Below are 21,031 nucleotides of genomic sequence, written 5' to 3'. Positions count from 1 at the left end.
TACTGAAAATAAACCGCTTTATTTATCCGTACATAATTCAATTTAAATTCACTGCAAGCGTACCTTCAATGCACTCACCCACACGCCGCTGGTACGATAGTGCCGCAAAAACAAGCGACTCAAAATTAATGTGACTCACCCACAGTTAGCGAAACTCCATTGTCTTTCGGACCAATGCCGAGCACCCACGGTACCGCAGTTTTAGCCCATTTCTCTGCGCCAGGATAATCCCGTGCTTGCGAACCGAAGGTGGTGCGCAGCATGTCCGTATTAATGATGCCGGGATTCAGGGGAATCGCTGCCATCCCATGTGGCAGCTCCTGAGCCAATGCCTTGGTCAGACCTTCTATTGCCCATTTTGTCGCGCAATATGGGGCAACTTCTGCACTGGTCGAGCGCCCCCAGCCAGAGCTGAAATTGATAATGACTCCGCTCCGCTTGGCTAGCATGGCTGGTACGAAATGCCGGATGACGTTGACCACCCCGTTGATGTTCACATCGACAATCATAGAGAATTCACTGGCAGTCACTTTCCAAAGCGGCGCATTACGATTGACGAGTGCGGCGTTGTTTATCAGCAGGTCGGGCGAACCGGCAAAGTTCAGGCAACGTTTTGCCCAATCAAGCACTGCCTCATCATTGGTAACATTAATCACCTCGAATCGGCTATCTGGCCCATGAAGGTTGTTGAGTTCATGCATCGCGTCCACAGATCGCCCACAACCTAAAACCCTGTGACCGAGGCGAACAAACCCCTCGGCCATAGCACGGCCCAATCCACGGCTTACGCCTGTTATGACAATCACTTTTGAAGTCATGAGATCACCTGTTTATTCATTTGCTTGTATCCCCCTCTATCCAGTGTTCCAGTGAATAAGGGTACCATTTAGCTCGCTGAAATTGCGGTGACCAATGGACAGCAGGTAGCTATGAGACATGTGAGTTTTTATAGGAGCCCTCATCAACCAACTTTCGCATTGATCTCTTAGATGTACACCCCTTTATAAGCGGGGATGAAAATGGGATTGTCACCTGCCTGAAAAATGAATACTCCCACAATAAAACTGAGAATCGTAATAAAGATGCTCGCAAAAAATGCCGTCCAAAATCCAGACACCTTGAAGCCCGGAACAAGAGTTGACACCAAAAGCATCATCAGCGCATTGATAACCAGTAGAAAAAAACCGAAAGTGATAAGCGTTAAAGGTATGGTAAGCAATATGACGACAGGTCTAATGACTGCGTTGGCAAAACCCAGCAACAGCGCCGAAATAAACAATGACTGTTTATTTGCAAAAGAAATTCCGTGAAATAGGGAGCCTGCAATCCATAGCGAAAGCGCAGTTATACCCCAATGAACCAAAAATTCCATTATGTTATTCACCATATTCAGGCCACTACCCTCAACAATTACAGAAGAGGCTCCCTTAGTGCCAGACTACTCTTCGTCACCAGAATTTAAATTGCTGAAGTAACGGTGACAATGGGGTACGTTATTCAGAAGCACTTGTCGAGCAGGCGTTATTCAAGGTATGTGCTCGAAACGAGCGGACAGTGCAGTCAATCACGAACGAATGGAACGTGAAATGTCACACGACTAAGGAATTGGGTGGAACAGAAAGTGGTGGACAAAGTCAGTGTGTCGACAGCAGATAAAGCTAACCACAGAATTGAAATCCGATTTGAAAAATACTACCGTATGACGCATCGCTTTTATGTAGGCAATGATTCTTGGGTTTGCGCAAGAATACCCATGGCGCTTCGATTAGCCCCAAGCAAAGCCGTTGGCTTCCCTCGTTAGAATCACAAGGTGGCGTTCTTAATCAAAAGACGCGCCACCATCCATCATACTTCAACTATTTCTTAGAGTGCTCTGCCAGCCACTTTCGTGCCAATGCCTGCGCCTGATCAATTTGCACAGCAGCCAATTTGCGTTCAATGCTTTTTCTGCTTGATTCAGCCTCTTTATTCCCTTTCCCCGCTGCCAAGTTATACCACATGTGCGCTTGAATCCAGTCCTGTGGAACGCTTTGACCATCTTCATACACCCTTCCAATACTATGCTGCGCCATTGTATTGCCTTGCTCGGCTGATTTAAGATACCACGATGCGGATTCCTTGAAATCCTGTGGTACGCCTTGACCATTTTCATATAGCAAGCCTAGGTTGTACTGCGCAATTGCGTTACCTTGAGCGGCTGCTTTGCGATACCACCACACAGCTTCGTTGTAGTTCTTTGGCAGACCTATGCCATGATGCGACATCAGTCCAAGGTTTAGCTGCGCGCCTGAGTGACCTTGCCCGGCTGCTTTGTAGTAAAGATTAGCTGCCTCATCATAGTCACGTGATACACCTTCACCATACTGGTACAAAACTCCAAGAGAGTTCAGTGCGTCCGCATTCCCCTGTCTAGCGGCATATCGATACCATACCGCAGCCTCTTTGAAATCTTGATTAAGACCCTGACCTTTATGGTACATTAAACCAAGATTGTATTGGGCAACTGCATCACCGTTGACTGCAAGCCGTCTAAACTCTTTATATGCAGCGGGGTAATTTCCTTTCTCGTAAGCTTCAGTTGCTTCTTGCAAATCAGCTTGTGCACTTGCGCTCATTGCAAAAAAAGCCATTACCAAAAACAGCCTAAATAAATTTACCACAATTGTATTGTGCATTTTCATCCCTCGTAATTTAAGTCTATGAAACTCGACATGATTTTGTTTTGCGTTGCACCATCGCTACGGCCCTCTATCTTCCAATACACCTTCCTCGTGTTATTAACACCACTGAGTTTGAGTGGTTTGTATAATCTCTAACAGTGATTGTGCATCCTACCACCATCATCAGCAGCACTCAAACCCCATTTAATGTCTGTTAGTACTAAATAGGAATGTTCGCTATTTTGGGGGGCTCTTTTTCAAGTATTGTAGTGGTGTTAAAGGCGGGCTTTAGCTCGGCAAAGCAAACCCTATACTCGACGTAAATGTCATAGGTGCCTCTAATAATTAAATTATATAGTCTTACTGTGCACAAATTTAATGCACTGATGCAAACCCCCCGGCTCTGCCGGGAGTCTCGCCAGGGTTTGACCGATCTGTTCCATCTGCAATCGACCAATCTCTGAGTACAGTCGTTCCAGACTGAACCCAGACTGGACGATGGATCGATGGGCTCCGGTCCCCGCTTGGCATCAAACAAATTTCCTGCCTGCTCCTGCAATTCCTTCTTCCACAAATTAACCTGTGTGTGATGCACCCCAAATTCCTGACCACAACATTCACCGTTTTGATGCCACGGATTCCTTCGATGGCCACCCTAGTCTTGAATTTACTACTGAAATTCTTACGCTTCGATTCACTCACAACCCGCTCTTTTTACAGCAGGCTACTTAATTCACTTTCAAGATCGGTCAAACGTCTTCTTCACCCCGATGCGACGCATTAAATTACTGCCAAAAGAGATAGTTCTTGCAAGGCTTCCCACTGATGCGGCCCTTTATCTTTAGTAGAATAAAGCTTGACTAACGGGATTCCTTCTGTCGTTCCTTCTTGTCTTAAGAGGATAGCTAAATGATGCCCTCCTTTATACAAGATAAAGCTTGGACCCATAATTCTCGTTAACTTCTCCCAAGCTTCTTTTAGAGAACTGCAATTAAATACCAGCTGACTAGCCGCTAATGCTTTGTAAATATGTAAATCATTCTGATTCACATAGCCATTTTTAAATTCCTCAGTATTCACACTATAAATAACAATTGCCATATCAATTTTCCTTATTTATTTGAGTGGGGAGAATTAATTCGTCCACTAGTTACGGTTGTTGTTACAAAAAGATTTAAGAAAGTATTTTCAGAATCAGGCGGTATATGGCATTAAATGTACCTGTAACACTACAAATCGAGCCTTTCAAAATAGCAGCGCCATTTTTGACGTTATCCGAGTCAACAAAACCCGATACTATTTTACTAAACAAGACATTACCAACGCCCTCTACCGACTGTAGACTGTGACAATTAGCGTAAGATCGACTTCTGTTCAGAGTCAAACTTGCACCCTGAAATATAAATTTGCCAAATTGCAGCCCATCTCTCAAGGATTCATGAGGTTGATAGACAACGTTGACCAACATCAATATTGATAAAACTATGCTTAGCAATTCCATAAATTAAAATCTATTAAAAGTTGTGCACGAAGCTATCTGCCATTAGTTACGAATGATTATACAATTAATAATGATTCTTATTCAAGATATAAATAATGGATATCTCTAGTAATTCGTCATTCCCGCAAAAGTGGAAATATTTCACTTACCAACATCTGTAAAATCAGTATGTTATTGGTTATCATCTTCACAGAAATTACGATAAATTTGAATTTTTAGAGATGCCTTTAAAAATAATATGGTGCGCTATCACGTCATGACGCTGGTCACCGGGAAAGCGAGCTGCAACTACTAGGCACTACGTTACGGCGCTGGCGCATGTGCAGGATTCTTAAACGTCATCCGATACCTCACCGCATCTGGCAAAAAGTGACCCGGCGTATGTTGGTATTAAGAGGGCTGAATGCAGTACAAATGGCCCACCTGCGCGAAATGACAACGTGGTTTTTGGACTGAAAATCAATCACTGGCGCTCAAGGCTTGGAAATAACGCTGACTATGAAGGTGGTGGTGGCCGCCCAAGCCTGTTTGTTAATCCTGGATCTGGGCGTGGCGTATTTCGACGGTTGGGTGGAGGTAATTCTCTATCCGGGTGCGTTCAGAATTAATCATTCACAGATAGATGCCATTAGCCTGGTGCACAACGAAGCAATTATTTTAAACGGCGAATCATGGTTGCACGGTTCGGTAATTTTATCTTGGGATGACGTGAAGCGGGATACCTTTACATTTTCAGGCTGGCCACAATGTCGTATTGCACTAATTCGCACATAAGCTGGATGCTCTTAATGGGCAACGAATGGCATGCAGCCACTGCTTCGTGGCAAGAGCAGGGGAAATGGGCCGAAGCATTGAGTGGGGCAACGATGCACTTTGCCTGCAAGTGACAGCGGGGAAAGCAGCCTTTATCAATCATTATGCAACCACTCCAGCGGAGTTTTTTGCGGTATTAAGCGAGTATGTTTACGGCACCAGATATTTCTAAAAACTGCTGCCCCAGTGTCCACAAGCAACTGACTCTGTTTTCCGACAAGCGGCATCACGTTAATTCATTCTGGAATACAGTTAGCCACGATGAACATAGAGAATACCGCACAGAAAAATTTGCAGCCTATTTCCTATTAAGTCCAACAGGCTCAACGCACGAACAAGTCGCCGCAGCTAGCAGCCTGTCGGACTTAAAGGAAATCGGCTGCAAATTGAGCGGAGCGGTGTATATTTCGCCGCTTTTTTGGGCAATAGAACAACTATTACCCTGCAAAATCATCAAATGGGGTAAGCAGGCATTTCGCCGCAAGGTGAAAGCTCGCAAAATCTACCCTCGCTCAGCTCAATTTTCGCTACGATTCTTTAAGTCCGACAGGCTGCTAGAGATAAAGTTTAGGGAAGCCTAGCTTATACATGTGCATATATGCACATGTATAAATAAACAGCCCGCTGATTAGTTGGTGAATGCTTGGCGAATAGCTCTTTCATCGGGCAATTCGCTTACGTGCCAACGTATGAGCTCTACTCCCGCAGCAGACAGCGCCTTCGCCTTCTTTCCGTCGGCCTCAATACGTGATGCTTGCTCGTGTGTTTTGTCATCAAGCTCCACGGCAGCGATGATAGATGAGTCCTTGAGACACACGACAAAATCGATGCTCATGCGGTTGATGCGGTTGTTCCACTTTATGAAGTTAAACCCTTTTTTCACTCCGAGCACCTGGGATAGCTGCACTTGCGCCAACACAATACACTGAGGCATTGCTGCAACAATGCGGTGATAAAGAATTTGTTCTGGTTCAGTTAAGGGAGTTTTTACATAGAAGGGCCATGGTTCATTACTTGTACCAGAAGCCCTGCGTTTTTTTAGAAAGAAAAGAATAAAAGCAACAAGGGCTATAAGAACGATTGCAACAATTAGCGCCTTCACTATGAAACGTCCTCCATGAGGTAAACTAAATTGGCTAGCTTGAGCTAAGCATCACATCAACAATAAAATGTTATATACAGAATTAAATCCCCGGTTGAATGGAGCTCAACCGAAAATTTGAACATATCACTTCAAGGATATCGGCTACTTTTTCACAATCTTTAATTGTAAATTTAGCAATTTCTTCAATCTATCCAAGTGACCCGATACAACTTCCACAACTTGGTGTTCGCGCAGAAACATTACGCCATGCACCGTACCTCTTGGTTGCTGAATAATGGATCAAGTTACTTGATTAATAATAAATTTTAAAATTGCTTCTACTTTATTCGTTAATTCGATATTCTTGCTTGTATATACTGATTAAGCGACTTGGCCAGTGCCAAGGCAAATCTAGCTAATTAAATCTGATTGATAAATCATGACCACGCTGACCCAACTCCATACCGACATTGACGAACGCGTCCAAATCATCCGGCAGGATCGTACCGACTGGCTTTGCGGTAAGGGCTGCGACAATTGTTGTCGGCGGCTCGCCGACGTACCTCAATTAACGCGAGCAGAATGGGACTTGTTGCGGGAAGGTTTGGCAGGTCTACCGCCGGAACGCCTTCAAGAAATACGCAGCAACATGGCCACCTTGAACGACCAACGGTCAGCTCCAGTCACCTGCCCACTGCTGGATCTTGCTACCGGCTCCTGCACTGTCTATGCCCAACGTCCGGTGGCATGCCGCACTTATGGCTTCTACGTCCAGCGCGATCTGGGACTTTATTGCCATGACATCGAATCCCGTGTAGCCGATGGCGCCTTGAATGATGTGGTTTGGGGTAATCACGATGCGATTGATCGCCGACTCGCCAACTTTGGCGAAATGTACGCGTTGACAGACTGGTTTGAATGTTGGGATAACGGAACACAAATAGAAGAAAAATGGCCTTCGCGGATGGCACGCGAATGAACAAGTAATGAGTCAAGTTACTTGATTCATATTAGCCTACAGACCTCTTCACCTTAATTCGTCAATTCGATATCCTTGCTCATATGTACTGATTGAGCGATTTGACCCAATACTGTTCTGATTGACTGGAAATACTCTAGTATTCATCGGCATGTCCAAGATAGCATTGTTGATAAAAACTGGGGTATGCTTAATCTGTTTATTCCTAAGGCATTGGGTATGAATGATTTTTGTCGGGTTACGCTGACGCTAACCCGACTTACCGGATTGCTTCAGAGCGCGAGGAACGGCCAAGAGAGCGGGGAATGTGCCCCGGAACGGGCTGAGAGACTGACCGGCGCAGTCCGCAGAAAGCCTCAACAACATGGAAAAACCGGCACGATCGGGCAAGAAAAAGCCCCAACTGACAACTGTTGGGGCTTCAATATTTGTGGCGGACGGTTGTCCATGTGCCGACTGACCTCCCGAGCTTATGAACACTGGCGCGGCAGCTGTATGTTGGTGGTCAGTTACCCGGAAGTTTTGGAAAACTGCCGTCCCTGCTTCACTTCTTCTTTGGCTTCGGAAGTGCCTTGGCGGCATCCTCCAGCGCGCGCACATTGAACTCGGCTCCTTCCGCCTCAAGCAGCGCCCGCCGCTGGGCGGCGAACTCTACGTACTGGCTCTCCGCATGGGCGTCTGCTTGCTTCTTGGAAACCCGGCCTGCACCCTCCAACACTTCGCGTTCGTTGAATTGCAGGAATGCGTCCAGCTTCTCGGCCCAGTCTTTCAGGAATACATCCTTGCGCCTGCGCGCCTGATCCTCTGCGAAGTCCAGCCACATCGTTACGATACGATTGAGTTCGCCAATCTCCGGCTCGTGCAAATAGTTCTTGGCCACGGTCACATCCGCTTTCTGCATGCCGCCCGATTTCCAAGTGATCAGGCCCATGTTGGGGAAGTTGCTGTCTACGCGCTCGGCAATCAGTTAGGCGGCCGTCTTGCCGGTGACGGCGAAGTGCAGCTTGTTCTGAATGAAGCGGAAGAACTGGGTGATTTCTGGGAGCGATGGCGAGTAATCGGCCGCCATCGCAAATATCTCGCGCACCCGCAGATACATCCGGCGCTCGCTGGCACGGATGTCGCGGATGCGGTCCAGCAACTCGTCAAAACGGTCTGGTACCGCTGAACCGGCCAGTGGCGGATTCTTCAGACGCACGTCATCCAGGGTGAAGCCTTTGACCAAGTATTCCGACAGGCGCTCGGTTGCCCAGCGGCGGAATTGTGTACCACGCACGGAGCGGACTCGATACCCGACGGCCAAGATGGCGTCGAGACTGTAGAACTTGACGCCGCGCCGGACCTGCCGCGCTCCCTCTGATCGAACTTGTAAGTAACCCTTACAGGTTGCCTCGGGTGCGATTTCACCCTCAGCGTATAGCGCCTTCAGATGCAGAGTGATGTTCTGAGGCGAGGTCTGGAACAGATCGGCCATCATGGCCTGGGACAGCCAAAGCGTGTCTTCCACAAATCGGCACTCGACGCGAGCACGGCCATCTTCGGTTTCGTAGAGGAGGAATTCACCAGGCTGGGGGGCTTGAAGTTCGATCATCGTCAATCCTCAACCCGCCAGCCTAGAAAGCTGCGGATCGTTGCACAAACGGATACACCACTTCGCCACTGACGAAAGCTCAGTCTCCGGCTTGGTGAGGCAAACAATGTCGCGAGCCGTTGCCTTGACTCGTTCGCGCGCTGCTGCGGAGGTTCGTGACTCTGACAGTGCCTGCTGGTACTTGTTGATGAGCATTGCAGTCCTCTGCCAGACCTTCCGGCGCTCCTCGGCCAATGCCTGATGCTCAGTGAGTTTCAGGCGCTCCACGGTGCGCTTTACCCGCACGTTTTCCCAGCGTGGGATGCCCGGTGCGGGCACAGCTTTCCCTTCCTCGTCAAACGCCAACAGCGTCACATCGTGGGCGTTTGTCGGATCAAGGAAGTGAGGAACCTCGTCCCCTTCACAACGATGGGCGTAGGTCGAGCACCGAGAGCCGTGACGCAGCGGAAACCAGGCGCCCTTCTTTCGATTGGGCACGGTGCCGGCAATGCGTAAATTGGTGTACTCGAAAGCGAGCCACCAATAGCCATCGCGCTCTGGCCCTTTGCCGTTTCGCGTGGCCTTCTTCGGGCGGAAGTGCTCCACATCCAAGTGCGATGCAATGTCGCGCGCCTCGGTGAACCAACACTTGCCATTTGACAACGCCAACAGCCAAGACTTGAGTTTCCCCCAATGACCACCATACTTATCGATCAACTCGTTGCGATCCTTGATCTGCCCTGCGGCATCTAGTTTCGCTAGCTCCCCCACCAAACGAGCTGATTTAGCCAGCCACGAATCCCAGTCACTCTGCTTCCAGCGAATGTTCGCAGGCAGGTCAGCATCAGTCGGCAACTTATTTTCCAGGTCGATGAAGATCACTCGCCTGCCTCCTCACGCAAGATTTCGTCGATGATGGAATCGGCAATCTTATCCTGTTCGGCTTGCTCTTCAGGCGTCAATACGGGTTTGCGGAAGCGGCGGTGTTGCGCCATCTTGCTCACGAACAACGCGTAATCCGGATCACGGAAATCGGAAGTCGAGAAGCCGAGGTCAGACAACTCAGCAGAAAGACGTGAAAGTTCTGCGTCTTCTTCCACTGTGCGCGGCGATGTCACGAACAACTCATTGCGCCGGAAAAGTCGCCGTTCGGTTTCAATGTCCAGCGTGGACGACAAACCGAACAGCTCGCTTTTGAGCAGCCCCGTCACGCCCATGCCTTGCGGGTGTTCATCCGGCGTATCCACCACCGTGCGATTGGCATCGCGGCGCAGGATGTGCACCTGCTCGCGCTTGAGGCTGCCTACCATCATGGGGTCGTGGGTGGTGATGAGGATTTGCGATTCACCCTGCACCATTGCGCCGTCGTCAGAGGTCAGCACGCCTTCAATGTCGTCGAAGTAGCGCAGCTTCCAGATCGGGTTGAGGTGGGTGTCCGGTTCGTCGAGCAGGAAAAGGCAATGGTCCTCGCGGGTGATGCGCATCAGGCCCAGCACGGTGAGCATTTGCAGCTCGCCTTCTGATAGTTGAGTGAAGCTCACCTTGCCGCCATGTTCGTCGCGTTTCTTGACGGTGATGCGCACTTCGTCGATCAGGTCGCCGATGTAGGCGCCCTCGGCATAGCGGAAAAAGCTGTCGGTGCTGCCGACCAATTCTCCCAGTTGCTTAAGTTTATCCTGGCTTGGCACAAACAGATAAAGCTGTTTCTGCTTTTCTGTGCGGCCCCGAAAGTCAATCTGCTTGGTGGCCTCTTGCTCAATCGGCGCCCAGGCCACTTGCCAAAGCTTGTCGAGAAATTCGCTCACCACATTGCCCCGCGCATACCAGAAGCGCGGGTCGCCCTCGTTCAGTTCCTGTTCGTTGAACTTGCCGCCACGGCGTTTTTCACGCAGGCGGTGGGGTTCCTTCAAAACGAACAACGCCGATTCCAGTGACTCGATGTGCAGGTTATTGAGCACCTTCTGAAACACCGGGTCATCGGATAGCAAACACGCCAGCAGCACCAGCTGACTGTGGCCGCCCCGGCAGTAAAACAAGCGGCGAAGACGGTCGTCGCCCGCTTGCTTCAGCCGCGACTCGCGGCGGCGTTTGGCCTCTTCCACGGCGCGAATGTCGGCCTCAGTGCCGCTAAAGTTTTCCAGCAAATCTTCAGACAGCACCTCGTCAGCGGTGATTTCCTGGCGCTGGTTGAAACGGCGCTGATGCTCCTGAAACAGAGTCTCAATACGCTCATTGCGACCCGAGTAGTAGGCAAAGACATGTGTCGGCAGTAAGCGCGGGCCGCGTCGTTCATCGCGCGGTGACTTCTCAGGCGGATCGTTTTTATTAAGGTAGTCTTGGTTGACGCGATCACCGTCCACCCACACAAAGGGGCGCTTCTGCTTGGCGGTATCCGCTTCGATGCGAACTGCATGGCCGCGAATACTGTATTCCAGCGTGTAATCGAAGGCCGCTTTACTGTCCAGATCGACATCGCGGAAGATGGTGATCAGCGCCTCGATCAAATTGGACTTGCCGGTGCCATTCTGGCCGATCAGCGCGTGGCTGCGGATAGGTTTGGCCTGAGCATCCGGCGGTGCGCCCGCAGCAGGCTGCAAGTGCGTATCGAACACGATATCTAGATCGCGCAGGTTACGGAAGGCCGGGATGCGGATGCGCTGTAGCTGCATATCAGGCGCTCACCGCGTCGTTTTGTTTTTCGCGCATTTCGGCGGACGCAGGTTCCAGAATCCAGCCGTGAGCCACCTCGTTTTTCAATTGTGCATAAAACGCGTCAACCTCTCCGCCAAAGCGTTGCCATAAATCCTTGGCGCTCATTTCGCCGTTGTTACGGGCCAGAATGGTAGCCAGTGGGGCCTGGGCTTTGATGTCGGGCGCAGTGCCCAAACGTAGTGGGGCAATCAGTTCGGTTTGCGGGGCTTTCATGGGTTCCTCTTCTTGTTCGATGGCGATGCCTGTAAGGTTGGAAACGGCACTGATAGCAAGATTAGTAGCAATACGTTGCTTTCGAGATAGCTGATCCGCATAGTGGTCACACATACGGAAAAGATCGTCAACAATTGCAACAATTCGATCCTGCTCGGGCCTCGGTGGAACGGGGATCATTAGATTTTCAACATCTCCAACATTTATGTGCTTAACCGTCATCCCAATGGCCGACACCTTTAGTCTCTTTTGAAAGCTCGGACTTTGAATGACGTATATAAAGAATCTATTGCTGAAAAGCTGGCCAAAAAGCCTGATGAGCATAAGTCGCTGACCAAGGCAGACGGACTCCCCGTTTGGAACGATAGCGGCCTCACCCATTGGGGCTTCGCGCGTGAAAAAAATGTCGCCAGGTTGTGGCGTCAACCGTCTTGAGCGTGCAAGGTGGCTTTCCTTAGATATTTTTTTAGTGGCATCAAGACGCATACTTCCATTGCGAACATCGGTTGTGCGGATTAAATGAATTCCGCTATCAGCGTAAGCTGGCGTCTTATGGTCGCAATCAATAATTACTTGCGACACCTGCAACATTGATGCCCACGTCCAATGTTCTGGCAATCCCACGTCGGAAATAGCTACATGTTGCGTGCGAAGCTTCCTCAACACCGCTAATGCTTCTTTTTGTTCCTGCCCAGTCGAATTTTTTGACCACTCGATGCGTTTTATAGCTATTGCATTGATCAGATCGTCACCAGTGGAACTGTGACAATGCTCAATGTTCAGCAACTCGCCCAATACTGCCAAATCAAGAATCAATCCTTTGAACGCGACGACGTCTTCCGGCACATGAAACAGCTGCCCAAAGTTCTCGGCCAGGCGCAACCAGGTGAATTGCAGTTCGTGCGGGCTGGTGGCGCTGGCGACGGCTTGCAGGGTGGATAGTCTTAGATTGTTTTGCAGTTTGCGGCGGGCTTGCTGTTGCGCTTCCAGCGTGTCGCACAAGGCCATCAGCTCATCGACTTTGGCGACGATGCGGGATTGTTCTTCCACAGGTGGCAAGGGAAACGGAATCATGGCCAATGCCTTGCTCGACATGTTTGAAATGCCGATGCCCTTACGATGTGCGTTTATTTCCCCTGTGCAATTGAGCTTCTCGAAAAAACGATAAGCAAAAAACGGATTTATGCCTCCGTAGAACCTTGCGCGATGTACATGGTTTTGAAAACAAACCTCTGTATCGGCAACCCATACGGCAGCCCTACCAGCCTCGCCACCTTCGCAGATCAACAAATCGTTCTTTCGAGCCGTGCATTTACCAAGCTCATCCTCTCGGATGAGCATTTTCTTGACGTTGCCAAGCTCAAATCTTCCCCAATAGAGATTGGAGGTCGTAATGTAATCGCGAGGCAAACCGCTATTACGGACAGAGTCAAGTGTCTTTCCCGAGTTGTGCAGGGCAATGTCACCGAAACGGACCCAAGCCCAAGTCGATGGGAGGGCATGACTAATATCGCTCGGGCCAACTCCGGGCAAGGGCTTTGGTGATTTGATTACTCCACTACTAATTAATCGCGCCTTATCCTGCTCAACCGTTGCCAACAATGCTGCTGAAGTAGATTCTTCTGGCCCCTGCGGAATCAGCTTTCCTTGCATCGCCAAGCAAAGTACAAGCTCTCGCAATTGAACGATACCATTGGGCGCATTCGCAATATGCCCAAACTCCGCCAAGAACTGCTGTGTATCCATCAGGCTTGCTCCCCGCTGCGGTTTTCCAGCCGGGCGCGCGATATGGCAATGGCGTCGTGCAGTTTTTGTTGCAGAACTTCCTTGGGCGGCAGTTCGGTGAGGTATTCGGCTACGTGGATACCGCTGGCATCGAGCTCCAGCAGTTCGATCTGCTCCTGCTTTTTGCCGCTGCATAGAATGATGCCCAAGGGTGCGGCTTCGCCGGGCTCTTGTTCATATTTGGCCAGCCAGCGCAGGTAGAGCTCCATCTGGCCTTTGTATTCGGCTTTGAAGTCACCCAGTTTCAGATCAATCGCCACAAGACGTTTGAGGCGACGGTTGTAGAACAGCAGGTCGATGTAGAAATCGTCGTTGTCGATCTGAATGCGTTTTTGCCGCGCGACAAAGGTGAAACCTGCCCCTAGCTCCAGCAGAAAGTTTTCCAGTTCGCGCAGGATGGCATCTTCGAGACCTTTTTCGAGATAACGGTCAGTGAGGCCGAGGAAGTCGAGCACATAAGGGTCTTTGAGCAGTAATGCGGGTGTGATCTCCCCAGATTCGCGCAGTGTGGCCAGCTCGGTGGCGATGAGCGATTCGGGCTGGCGTGAAAGCGCGGTGCGCTCGAACAACATTGACTCCTTGCGCTCTCGCAGCAGCCGCACACTCCAGCGCTCCTGACTACACATGTGACTATAAAACTCACGCTGAAGTGGGTCTTTCAGGTAGATCAGCTCCAGAAAATGGCTCCAGGCCAATTGTCTAGACAGTGTCGAGACTATCCCGGCTTCGGGAAACGCCTCGGCAAAGCGCAGCATGTGGCGCAGGTTTTTGCTGGAAAAACCGCGCCCGTAGTCGGCCTCCAATTGTCTCGCCAGTGCGGAGACAATTTGCTCGCCATAGGCGGCGCGCTCGCCTTGCAGTACCTCGTTGCGGATACGCTGGCCGATGTGCCAGTGCATCATGGTTAGCGTGCTGTTGACTGTGACGGTGAGCTGTTGGCGGCTCTGTTCGATGAGGCTGCGAATATCACCCAGCAGTTGCTTATCGACGGGTGTGGACGGGGGGGTGGTCAGCTTCATTTTTCCACTGCCTCGGTGTTGAAATGATGCGCCAGCGCGGCGGCCAGTTCGCTTTTGAGCTGGTTTTCGGTTTCTTCAATTTCGCCCAGCAGCTTTTTGTATTTCTCCAGCAACACATCCGGGTCGTGGGTTTCTTCTTCGGGTGCGTTGGGGTTTTTGAGGTCGAGGTTGAAGATGGGCCAGTAGAGGCGGTCGCCTGCCGCCTGCGCATCGCGCGCTTGCAAATCAATCGCTTCGGCTACGCTGCGAAGATGCTCAGCGGAGCGGGTCAAGCTGCCAATAATTTTTTCGGGAATGATTTCGATCAATGCTGAATTCAAACAGTCAAGCAAAACTGATGTGTAGATGCACTGTTCGTCATTTTCCTTCTTAAGATCAGATTGCAAATCCTCTATTTGCTCTCGCAATAGTTCGGATATTCCGTCATTTTTTCTTCTACCTGTAAGTGAGTCGCTTAGATACTTGGCTTGTCTGCGTGCATGGGCCGCTTGATTGAGAAGTCTCTCTGCGTTATTCCAGTGAGGTTTAGCTGCTGAATCGGCCTGCTCGCGTTTGGCTTTGAAATCGACCTTCCAGGCGAATTCATTTTCCACACGGTCGGCAAAGTCGTTGGTTTCGTCGCCCCACCAGTCCTGCTCAGACTTGAATTCTTCCAGCCGGATGGGTTTGGTTTTGGAATAGCTTTTGTAGCCCGCCGGGTAGGGATGCTCGTAGAACCAGATGCTGTCGGTGTGGAAGTGCTCGGTGCCGTCATCCACCGTGGCGCCCTTGGTGAAGAACAGCAGGTTGGTCTTGATGGTGGTGTAAGGGGCGAACACGCCCTTGGGCAGGCGGATGATGGTGTGCAGCTTGCAGTCGCGCAGCAGCAGCTTTTTCAGCGTGCCTTTGATGCCGTCGCCAAACAAAAACCCATCCGGCAGCACCACGGCGGCACGGCCATTTACCTTGAGCAGCTTTTTGATGATGAGCGCCATGAACATGTCGGCGGTTTCGCGGGTGCGCAGGTCGGCCGGGTAGTCGCTACCCACACCATCATCTTCATAGCCGCCGAAGGGCGGGTTGGTGATGATGCAGTCAACCTTGTTGTTGGCACTCCATTCGTTCCAGCCTATGCCCAGGGTGTTGCGGTGCTCGATCTGGCTGGGCACGTCGATGCCGTGCAGCAGCATATTGGTGGTGCACAGCAGGTGCGGCAGTTGCTTTTTTTCAATGCCGTGGATCAGTTCTTCAATGGCGCGTTTGTCTTCCGGACGAGGAGACTTCATTCGCTCCAGTTCATGTCGAAAATGGTCGATGGCTGCGGTCAGGAAGCCGCCAGTGCCGCAGGCCGGGTCCATGAGTGTTTCACGATTCTTTAAGCTGGGATTGACCTGCGCCACCATGAAGGAGGTGATGGCGCGCGGGGTGTAGAACTCACCCGCATTGCCTGCGCCGCGCAGGTCGTTGAGCATTTGCTCGTAGACATCGCCCAGGCTGGCGCGGGTTTTGAAGTCGTGGAAGTTGATGGCGTCTTCCAGCTTCTCGATCACGGCGAGCATCTGCGGGCCGGATTTCATGTAGTTGTTGGCGTCTTCAAATACCTGCTTGATGACCTTGTGCTGCGGGCTCTGGCTGGCGTCTATTTTTTCTTTCAGGGCCGGAAAAAGCTCGTTATTGACGAAGGGCACCAAATCGCTTGCGGCGATCTGCGGCTTCTTTTTGCCTTCGGCATCCACGATATAGGCGGCCCAATTGCGCCAGCGGTAACGCTCGGGTAGCGGTGATTTGTATTTCTTGTTGTCGTCTTCCCATTCTTCTTCGCGCTGATCGAAGACTTTGAGGAAGAGCATCCAGGTGAGCTGACCCAGGCGCTGGGCATCGCCGTCGACACCGTCGTCCTTGCGCATGATGTCCTGAATGGACTTGATGGTGCTGCTTAAATTCATTGAATTCTTTTCTTAATTTTTCAGCCTGAGCGCTGATGGTGATTAAAGGTCAAGCCTGCTTTTGTCCGGGTAAATCGTAGAGCGCTTGTTCGAGCTCGTGTACGGCCTGTGTGTATTGTTCGACGCCGCCAAAAATGCCGCGCCGGATTTGGGTTTTGCTGCCGAACTGATCAAACGGCGGCAGCTCCAGTACCTTGGCGTCTTCAATGTCTTGCACACCGTGGTCGGCAAACTTGTCAAGCAGGGCTTCGAGCACAGCGCGGGCTTGCTCACCGTACTTGCCGAATACATCGCGCTTCTTGACGTTGTTGGCGCGTTCGCGGCGAGTAAGTGGTTTTTGGTCGAAAGCTACGTGTGCGACCAGATCAAACACATCAAGCTCGCTGCCGTTGGTTACCGCCTGTTGCAGGATATCGAGCGGCACGCCGTGTTCGGCCAGTTCTTCCAGCACAGCCTGTTTGCGCTCGGCACTGTTCCAGCGGCGCAGGAAGTCGGTCATGGTGCCGAACTCGGCTTGCAGCGCTTTTTTAATGTCGTCCTTGAGCAGAACGCGGTAGTCCTCGGTGATGAGCTTGCCATCGGCATCGAGGTATTGCGAACGCACCACGGCCACGCGTACGTTCACGTCGTCGATTACGTATTTGGTGCGGCGTTCGCCGCCACCTCCTCCACCCATATTACCGCCGGTGTCATCGCCACCTGTCGCGCCAGGTAGATATGGTGGAGTTTCGCGTTCGCCAATACCCGGTGGATTCTCGTCTTCTGGTGGCACCACGGGTTCGTCGGGTTTGGGTTCGTAGATCACCACTGGCTCGCCATCGAAATCCGGGTCGGCGAACAGGCGCGTGGCGCCCTTGAAGTCCATGATGGTGAAATACAGCTTCTGGTAGTCCTCACGCAGCCGGGTGCCCCGCCCGATGATCTGCTTGAATTCGGTCATCGAGTTGATGTTCTGGTCTAGCACGATGAGCTTGCAGGTCTTGGCATCGACACCGGTGGTGAGCAGCTTGGATGTGGTGGCAATGACCGGGTAAAGCTCGTCGTTGTCGATGAAGTACGAGAGCTGGGCCTTGCCTTCGTTGTCATCACCGGTGATGCGCATGACGTAACGGCGATTGCTGGCAGCGGCCGGAATCAACTTGACCAGCTCTTGCCGCATACGTTCGGCATGATCTTGGTCATCGCAAAAGACGATGGTCTTGGCCATTGGGTCGGTGCCTTTGAGGTATTCCCACACCTTGCTGGCAACCAGCTGGGTGCGCTTTTCCAGCACCAAGTTGCGGTCGAAGTCCTTGGTATTGTACTGCCGTTGTTCGACGGTATTGCCCAGCTTATCGACCTTGCCCTTCTCAGGGGTGTAGCCCACAGCATCGGCGTCGGTGGCGATGCGGATGACCTTGTATGGGGCGAGGAAACCATCCTCGATGCCTTGATTGAGCGAGTAGGTGTAGATCGGGTCGCCAAAGTAGCTGATGTTGCTGACATCTTTGGTTTCTTTGGGCGTGGCAGTCAAGCCCAAATGAGTGGCACTGCTGAAGTAGTCAAGCACTTCACGCCAGGCCGAATCGTCAGCAGCGCTGCCTCGGTGGCATTCGTCAACCACGATCAGGTCGAAGAAATCCGCAGGGAACTGCTTGTAGATCTGCTTCCATTCCTCCTTGCCGGTGACCGCCTGATAAAGGGCAAGGTAGATCTCGTAGTTCTTTTTGATCTCGCGATTGGTGACCTTGTGCATGACCTCGCCAAAGGGGGCGAAGTCTTGCTGCATGGTCTGGTCAATGAGGATGTTGCGGTCGGCCAAAAACAAGATGCGTTTTTTGGCCTTGGCTTTCCACATGCGCCAGATGATCTGGAATGCGGTGTAAGTTTTGCCAGTGCCGGTGGCCATGACCAACAGCACGCGTTGCTGGCCTTTGGCAATGGCTTCGACCGCACGGTTAATGGCTACGCGCTGGTAATAACGTGGCTCACGGCCACTGCCATCGGTATAAAAAGGTTGCTCGATGAGTTGGACAGCTTCGGGCGAAGCCAACCCTTTCCACTGTTGGTACAGTGGCCAAAGATCATCCAGAGAGGGAAAGTCGCTAATCTGGAATTCGCGTTCGACAGGCTGGGTGAGGCCAGTACGGTCATGGATCAGAAAGCCATCGCCATTGCTGCTGATGGCAAAAGGGGCATCCAGCATTTCGGCATAGGCCAATGCCTGCTGCATGCCGTGCCCCACTGAAAATTTTGCCTGTTTGGCTTCGACAATGGCAATGGGAACATTCGGCCTAGCGTAGAGTACGAAGTCGGCACGTTTGGGGCCACCTTTGGCGTCAGGATTTTTAATGCGAGCAGCCAGTTTGCCGCGCACCATAACACGGCCATCGGTGAGGCAGACTTCTTCACGGAATTGATGCTGCTGCCAACCCGCTTGCTGGATGGCGGGGGTGATGAACTTGGTGCAGATATCGCGTTCGCTGAGCAGGTACTTATCCATTTACTCTCCTGAACCGCGGTGCGCAGCGATTGGGTCAGCTTGCGCTGTGTCCTCATCGGCACCGCCTGTGCGCACCCATTCGTCAACCTCGGACAGCTGGAATTTCCACAGTCGCCCGATCTTGTGCGCGGGCAGGCCTTTGCGCTCGCGCCAGCGGTAGACGGTGTCTTTAACGACGCCCAGATGACGGGCGACATCGATAGCAGTGACCCACGGTTCGGAATTCATGGCATTGGCGCTCAGATTGAAGCTTCAAAGTCGTTCTAAATCGTTATCAGTCTAACAGAGACCGGCTTTGGCAGCCACGACTGCCGGGTCTGCAATCGCCTCTGCCCTTGGGGGGCAAACCAGCATCATGAGCTGAGGGCAGGAATGGGGCATCGGATGCGCTCATTACTCAATTTTAGGCGAGCCAATGGGCAACAAGGCCGCGTCCTGACATGAGTAAACAAAGAGTGAGCCGAAGCCTTTGAGAGTCGTCTTGCGCAATCCGAAAAGTACACGTGCCATATCAAGGAAGCTGGTCGACTGGGCAAGAAAAAGCCCCAACTGAAATAGTCGGGGCTTTAACATTGGTGGTGGGATGGTACCCCGCATCAAACGACTATTGAAAGTACGGAATCGAAGCGCTGCGGGCTCCTGCGAACCATTGCGAACTCAATCGAAAAGCCCGCCGACGCCCCGTCCGGCTTCGGTCAATCAAGCAGGTTTCGCCGCGATTGGTCACCGGCAAGGCCGTTCAACCTCGTCTGCTTTCCCGGCCCGGTTCATTTCAAAAACGCGGAATTGAACCCGCGTCCGTAACCTTCAGCGCAGGCCGTACCAGACCCCACGGCCACTGCCGTGCTGGTCCAGCGTGCCGCGCTCAACCAGCACCCGAAAATGCTGCTTGAGCGTGTTGCGGCTGGCCCCGGTCAGCTTGATGGCCTCGCCGATGGTGACGCGACCATGCTCGCGGGCGAACTCGACGATCTGTAGCTGAAGTTCCGGCATGGCCGCGAGCACGATCTTCTCGCGCTCGACCTTCTTCTCCAGTCGCCGGACCTGCTCGGCCAAGGAGCGCAGGAAGAACATCAGCCACGGCTGCCAGTTCGGTGCCTCGGTGCGGATCGTCCCTTGCGTCTGCCGTAAAGCGAGGTAGTACGCTTCCTTGCTCTGCTCGACCACGCTTTCCAGCGAGCTGTACGGCACATAGGCATAGCCGGCCTGCAGAAGCAGCAGCGTGGTCAGCACGCGGGAAAGCCGCCCGTTGCCGTCCTGGAAGGGGTGGATCTCCAGAAACACGACGACGCACAGGGCGATGATCAGCAGCGGGTGCAGACGGGCCGTCTCACGCTCCTGGTTCACCCATGCCACCAGTTCTGTCATCAGACGGGGCGTGTCGAAGGGCGACGCCGTCTGGAACACGATGCCGATCTGCACACCGGTTTCGTCGAAGGCAGCGACGCTGTTCGAGTTGGTCTTGTAGTTGCCGCGATGCCAGGTGTCCTTCTCGCTGTAGCACAACAGGATCTGGTGCAACTGCTTGATGTGGTTCTCGGTGAACGGGATGTCCTGCCAGGACGCGAACACCAAATCCATCAGCTCGGCGTAGCCGGCCACCTCCTGCTCGTCGCGGGTGGCGAAGGACTTGATCTCCAGATTCGACAGCAGCAGCTGCACCTCCCGGTCTGACAGCTTGCTGCCCTCGATGCGTGTGGAGGAGCCGACGCTCTCGATAGTGGCCACTCGACGCAGCGCCGACAGGCGATCGGGCGCGAGGTTGCCCAAAGCGCGCCAGGCGCCCTTGAACTCGTCAATCCTGGCGATGAGGCTCAGGATCTCCGGGGTGATCTGGAGGGTGTCGGTTTTCAGCATGAACCAATACTACACCCATTTACACCCAATTTCGAGAGACACCCATTAGGACGCCCATTTACACCCAATCTTGTGCGGTTGGCTGCCCTGCGGAGATTGATCGCGGTATTCGCCGCAAAAACTGCGGTGAATAAGCTGGCGCATGGATTTCGTCCACCTCAATCAAAAGCAACTGGCCGCGCGCTGGCATCTCAGCGAGGTCACCTTGGAGCGCTGGCGCAGCGAGGGGCTCGGACAAATATAGTCCACCACCGTCGGCGAGTTTTTTGCCGCGTACCGCATTCGCCACGAATGCCTTGACGCCTTTATCCGTAAGCCTTCCAGTCCCAATACCCCCAGCCATAACTTTATCTCCGGTTCGATTTAGTGCAATACCCCCACTGTGTTCGGATGGCGCTGGATTTAGCAAGACATTACAGGACAATAAATCC

General features: G+C 52.1%; 18 protein-coding genes and 1 pseudogene. 4 read left to right on the top strand and 15 right to left on the bottom strand.

Going from position 1 to position 21,031, the window contains the following annotated elements; translation table 11 throughout:
• Positions 1-125: 125 nt before the first annotated feature.
• The 4 genes from MJ769_RS11420 to MJ769_RS11405 form a co-directional block, all read right to left on the bottom strand.
• Positions 126-818: an SDR family oxidoreductase gene (locus tag MJ769_RS11420; RefSeq protein ID WP_239237267.1), complete on the bottom strand. Its 693-nt coding sequence runs from the start codon at positions 816-818 to the stop codon at positions 126-128.
• A gap of 167 nt (positions 819-985) precedes the next feature.
• The gene (locus MJ769_RS11415) at positions 986-1,372 is read right to left on the bottom strand and encodes a phage holin family protein (protein ID WP_445083093.1); all 387 of its coding nucleotides are present in this window, start codon (positions 1,370-1,372) and stop codon (positions 986-988) included.
• Between the two features lie 484 nt (positions 1,373-1,856).
• Positions 1,857-2,615: a tetratricopeptide repeat protein gene (locus MJ769_RS11410; protein WP_239237265.1), complete on the bottom strand. Its 759-nt coding sequence runs from the start codon at positions 2,613-2,615 to the stop codon at positions 1,857-1,859.
• Positions 2,616-3,440: 825 nt separating this feature from the next.
• The gene (locus MJ769_RS11405) at positions 3,441-3,761 is read right to left on the bottom strand and encodes a hypothetical protein (RefSeq protein ID WP_239237264.1); all 321 of its coding nucleotides are present in this window, start codon (positions 3,759-3,761) and stop codon (positions 3,441-3,443) included.
• A gap of 880 nt (positions 3,762-4,641) precedes the next feature.
• Between MJ769_RS11405 and MJ769_RS14775 the strand changes: the two genes are divergently transcribed.
• Genes MJ769_RS14775 through MJ769_RS11395 form a run of 3 tightly spaced genes read left to right on the top strand, consistent with a single transcriptional unit; the run spans position 4,642 to position 5,555 of the window.
• Positions 4,642-4,935 carry a zinc-dependent peptidase gene (locus tag MJ769_RS14775; RefSeq protein WP_239237263.1) on the top strand — a complete coding sequence of 98 codons (294 nt, stop codon included), beginning with the start codon at positions 4,642-4,644 and terminating at the stop codon, positions 4,933-4,935.
• A 25-nt stretch (positions 4,936-4,960) separates the two neighbouring features.
• Positions 4,961-5,146, top strand: a complete 186-nt coding sequence (locus MJ769_RS14770) for a hypothetical protein (protein WP_445083092.1) — start codon at positions 4,961-4,963, stop codon at positions 5,144-5,146.
• Positions 5,121-5,555: a hypothetical protein gene (locus MJ769_RS11395; protein WP_239237262.1), complete on the top strand. Its 435-nt coding sequence runs from the start codon at positions 5,121-5,123 to the stop codon at positions 5,553-5,555. The genes MJ769_RS14770 and MJ769_RS11395 overlap by 26 nt, the downstream gene beginning before the upstream one ends.
• 47 nt (positions 5,556-5,602) lie before the next feature.
• On the opposite strand, the gene MJ769_RS11390 is transcribed toward MJ769_RS11395, so the two are convergent.
• Complete coding sequence (locus MJ769_RS11390; RefSeq protein WP_239237261.1) at positions 5,603-6,076, bottom strand: DUF2726 domain-containing protein; 474 nt, start codon at positions 6,074-6,076, stop codon at positions 5,603-5,605.
• Positions 6,077-6,497: 421 nt separating this feature from the next.
• On the opposite strand from MJ769_RS11390, the gene MJ769_RS11385 reads away from it, so the two are divergent.
• On the top strand, positions 6,498-7,037 hold the full coding sequence (locus MJ769_RS11385) for a YkgJ family cysteine cluster protein (RefSeq protein WP_239237260.1): 540 nt from the start codon (positions 6,498-6,500) through the stop codon (positions 7,035-7,037).
• A gap of 544 nt (positions 7,038-7,581) precedes the next feature.
• Here the strand turns inward: MJ769_RS11385 and MJ769_RS11380 are convergent.
• The 10 genes and pseudogenes from MJ769_RS11380 to MJ769_RS11335 form a co-directional block, all read right to left on the bottom strand.
• A pseudogene (locus MJ769_RS11380) lies at positions 7,582-8,511 on the bottom strand (virulence RhuM family protein).
• Positions 8,512-8,637: 126 nt separating this feature from the next.
• Positions 8,638-9,489 (bottom strand): hypothetical protein, encoded by an 852-nt coding sequence (locus MJ769_RS11375; protein ID WP_239237259.1) that lies wholly within the window; start codon positions 9,487-9,489, stop codon positions 8,638-8,640.
• The gene (locus MJ769_RS11370; protein WP_239237258.1) at positions 9,486-11,276 is read right to left on the bottom strand and encodes an AAA family ATPase; all 1,791 of its coding nucleotides are present in this window, start codon (positions 11,274-11,276) and stop codon (positions 9,486-9,488) included. Before MJ769_RS11370 ends, MJ769_RS11375 begins: the two co-directional genes overlap by 4 nt.
• 1 nt (position 11,277) lies before the next feature.
• On the bottom strand, positions 11,278-13,278 hold the full coding sequence (locus MJ769_RS11365; RefSeq protein WP_239237257.1) for a restriction endonuclease subunit S: 2,001 nt from the start codon (positions 13,276-13,278) through the stop codon (positions 11,278-11,280).
• The gene (locus tag MJ769_RS11360) at positions 13,278-14,336 is read right to left on the bottom strand and encodes a PDDEXK nuclease domain-containing protein (RefSeq protein ID WP_239237256.1); all 1,059 of its coding nucleotides are present in this window, start codon (positions 14,334-14,336) and stop codon (positions 13,278-13,280) included. The genes MJ769_RS11365 and MJ769_RS11360 overlap by 1 nt, the downstream gene beginning before the upstream one ends.
• Complete coding sequence (locus tag MJ769_RS11355; RefSeq protein ID WP_239237255.1) at positions 14,333-16,261, bottom strand: class I SAM-dependent DNA methyltransferase; 1,929 nt, start codon at positions 16,259-16,261, stop codon at positions 14,333-14,335. The genes MJ769_RS11360 and MJ769_RS11355 overlap by 4 nt, the downstream gene beginning before the upstream one ends.
• Positions 16,262-16,310: 49 nt before the next feature.
• Positions 16,311-18,743 carry an EcoAI/FtnUII family type I restriction enzme subunit R gene (gene hsdR / locus MJ769_RS11350; protein WP_239237254.1) on the bottom strand — a complete coding sequence of 811 codons (2,433 nt, stop codon included), beginning with the start codon at positions 18,741-18,743 and terminating at the stop codon, positions 16,311-16,313.
• Complete coding sequence (locus MJ769_RS11345) at positions 18,744-18,971, bottom strand: helix-turn-helix domain-containing protein (protein WP_239237253.1); 228 nt, start codon at positions 18,969-18,971, stop codon at positions 18,744-18,746.
• Positions 18,972-19,550: 579 nt separating this feature from the next.
• Positions 19,551-20,600, bottom strand: a complete 1,050-nt coding sequence (locus MJ769_RS11340) for a Fic family protein (protein WP_239237252.1) — start codon at positions 20,598-20,600, stop codon at positions 19,551-19,553.
• Positions 20,601-20,658: 58 nt separating this feature from the next.
• Complete coding sequence (locus MJ769_RS11335; RefSeq protein ID WP_239237251.1) at positions 20,659-20,943, bottom strand: hypothetical protein; 285 nt, start codon at positions 20,941-20,943, stop codon at positions 20,659-20,661.
• Positions 20,944-21,031 lie beyond the last annotated feature (88 nt).

The organism is Candidatus Nitrotoga sp. BS (assembly GCF_927797785.1).
In the GTDB taxonomy this organism is placed as follows: domain Bacteria; phylum Pseudomonadota; class Gammaproteobacteria; order Burkholderiales; family Gallionellaceae; genus Nitrotoga.
The sequence above is the reverse complement of the archived record's forward strand: the minus strand, read 5'-3'. Positions and strand labels throughout refer to the sequence as shown.

Excerpts from the sequence above, each read along its gene's own strand:
- MJ769_RS11420 (WP_239237267.1), bottom strand. The coding sequence starts at position 818 with ATGACTTCAAAAGTGATTGTCATAACAGGCGTAAGCCGTGGATTGGGC.
- MJ769_RS11415 (WP_445083093.1), bottom strand. The coding sequence starts at position 1,372 with ATGGAATTTTTGGTTCATTGGGGTATAACTGCGCTTTCGCTATGGATT.
- MJ769_RS11410 (WP_239237265.1), bottom strand. The coding sequence starts at position 2,615 with ATGAGCGCAAGTGCACAAGCTGATTTGCAAGAAGCAACTGAAGCTTAC.
- MJ769_RS11405 (WP_239237264.1), bottom strand. The coding sequence starts at position 3,761 with ATGGCAATTGTTATTTATAGTGTGAATACTGAGGAATTTAAAAATGGC.
- MJ769_RS14770 (WP_445083092.1), top strand. The coding sequence starts at position 4,961 with ATGGCATGCAGCCACTGCTTCGTGGCAAGAGCAGGGGAAATGGGCCGA.
- MJ769_RS11395 (WP_239237262.1), top strand. The coding sequence starts at position 5,121 with ATGTTTACGGCACCAGATATTTCTAAAAACTGCTGCCCCAGTGTCCAC.
- MJ769_RS11385 (WP_239237260.1), top strand. The coding sequence starts at position 6,498 with ATGACCACGCTGACCCAACTCCATACCGACATTGACGAACGCGTCCAA.
- MJ769_RS11370 (WP_239237258.1), bottom strand. The coding sequence starts at position 11,276 with ATGCAGCTACAGCGCATCCGCATCCCGGCCTTCCGTAACCTGCGCGAT.
- MJ769_RS11365 (WP_239237257.1), bottom strand. The coding sequence starts at position 13,278 with ATGGATACACAGCAGTTCTTGGCGGAGTTTGGGCATATTGCGAATGCG.
- MJ769_RS11360 (WP_239237256.1), bottom strand. The coding sequence starts at position 14,336 with ATGAAGCTGACCACCCCCCCGTCCACACCCGTCGATAAGCAACTGCTG.
- MJ769_RS11355 (WP_239237255.1), bottom strand. The coding sequence starts at position 16,261 with ATGAATTTAAGCAGCACCATCAAGTCCATTCAGGACATCATGCGCAAG.
- hsdR (WP_239237254.1), bottom strand. The coding sequence starts at position 18,743 with ATGGATAAGTACCTGCTCAGCGAACGCGATATCTGCACCAAGTTCATC.
- MJ769_RS11345 (WP_239237253.1), bottom strand. The coding sequence starts at position 18,971 with ATGAATTCCGAACCGTGGGTCACTGCTATCGATGTCGCCCGTCATCTG.
- MJ769_RS11340 (WP_239237252.1), bottom strand. The coding sequence starts at position 20,600 with ATGCTGAAAACCGACACCCTCCAGATCACCCCGGAGATCCTGAGCCTC.
- MJ769_RS11335 (WP_239237251.1), bottom strand. The coding sequence starts at position 20,943 with ATGGCTGGGGGTATTGGGACTGGAAGGCTTACGGATAAAGGCGTCAAG.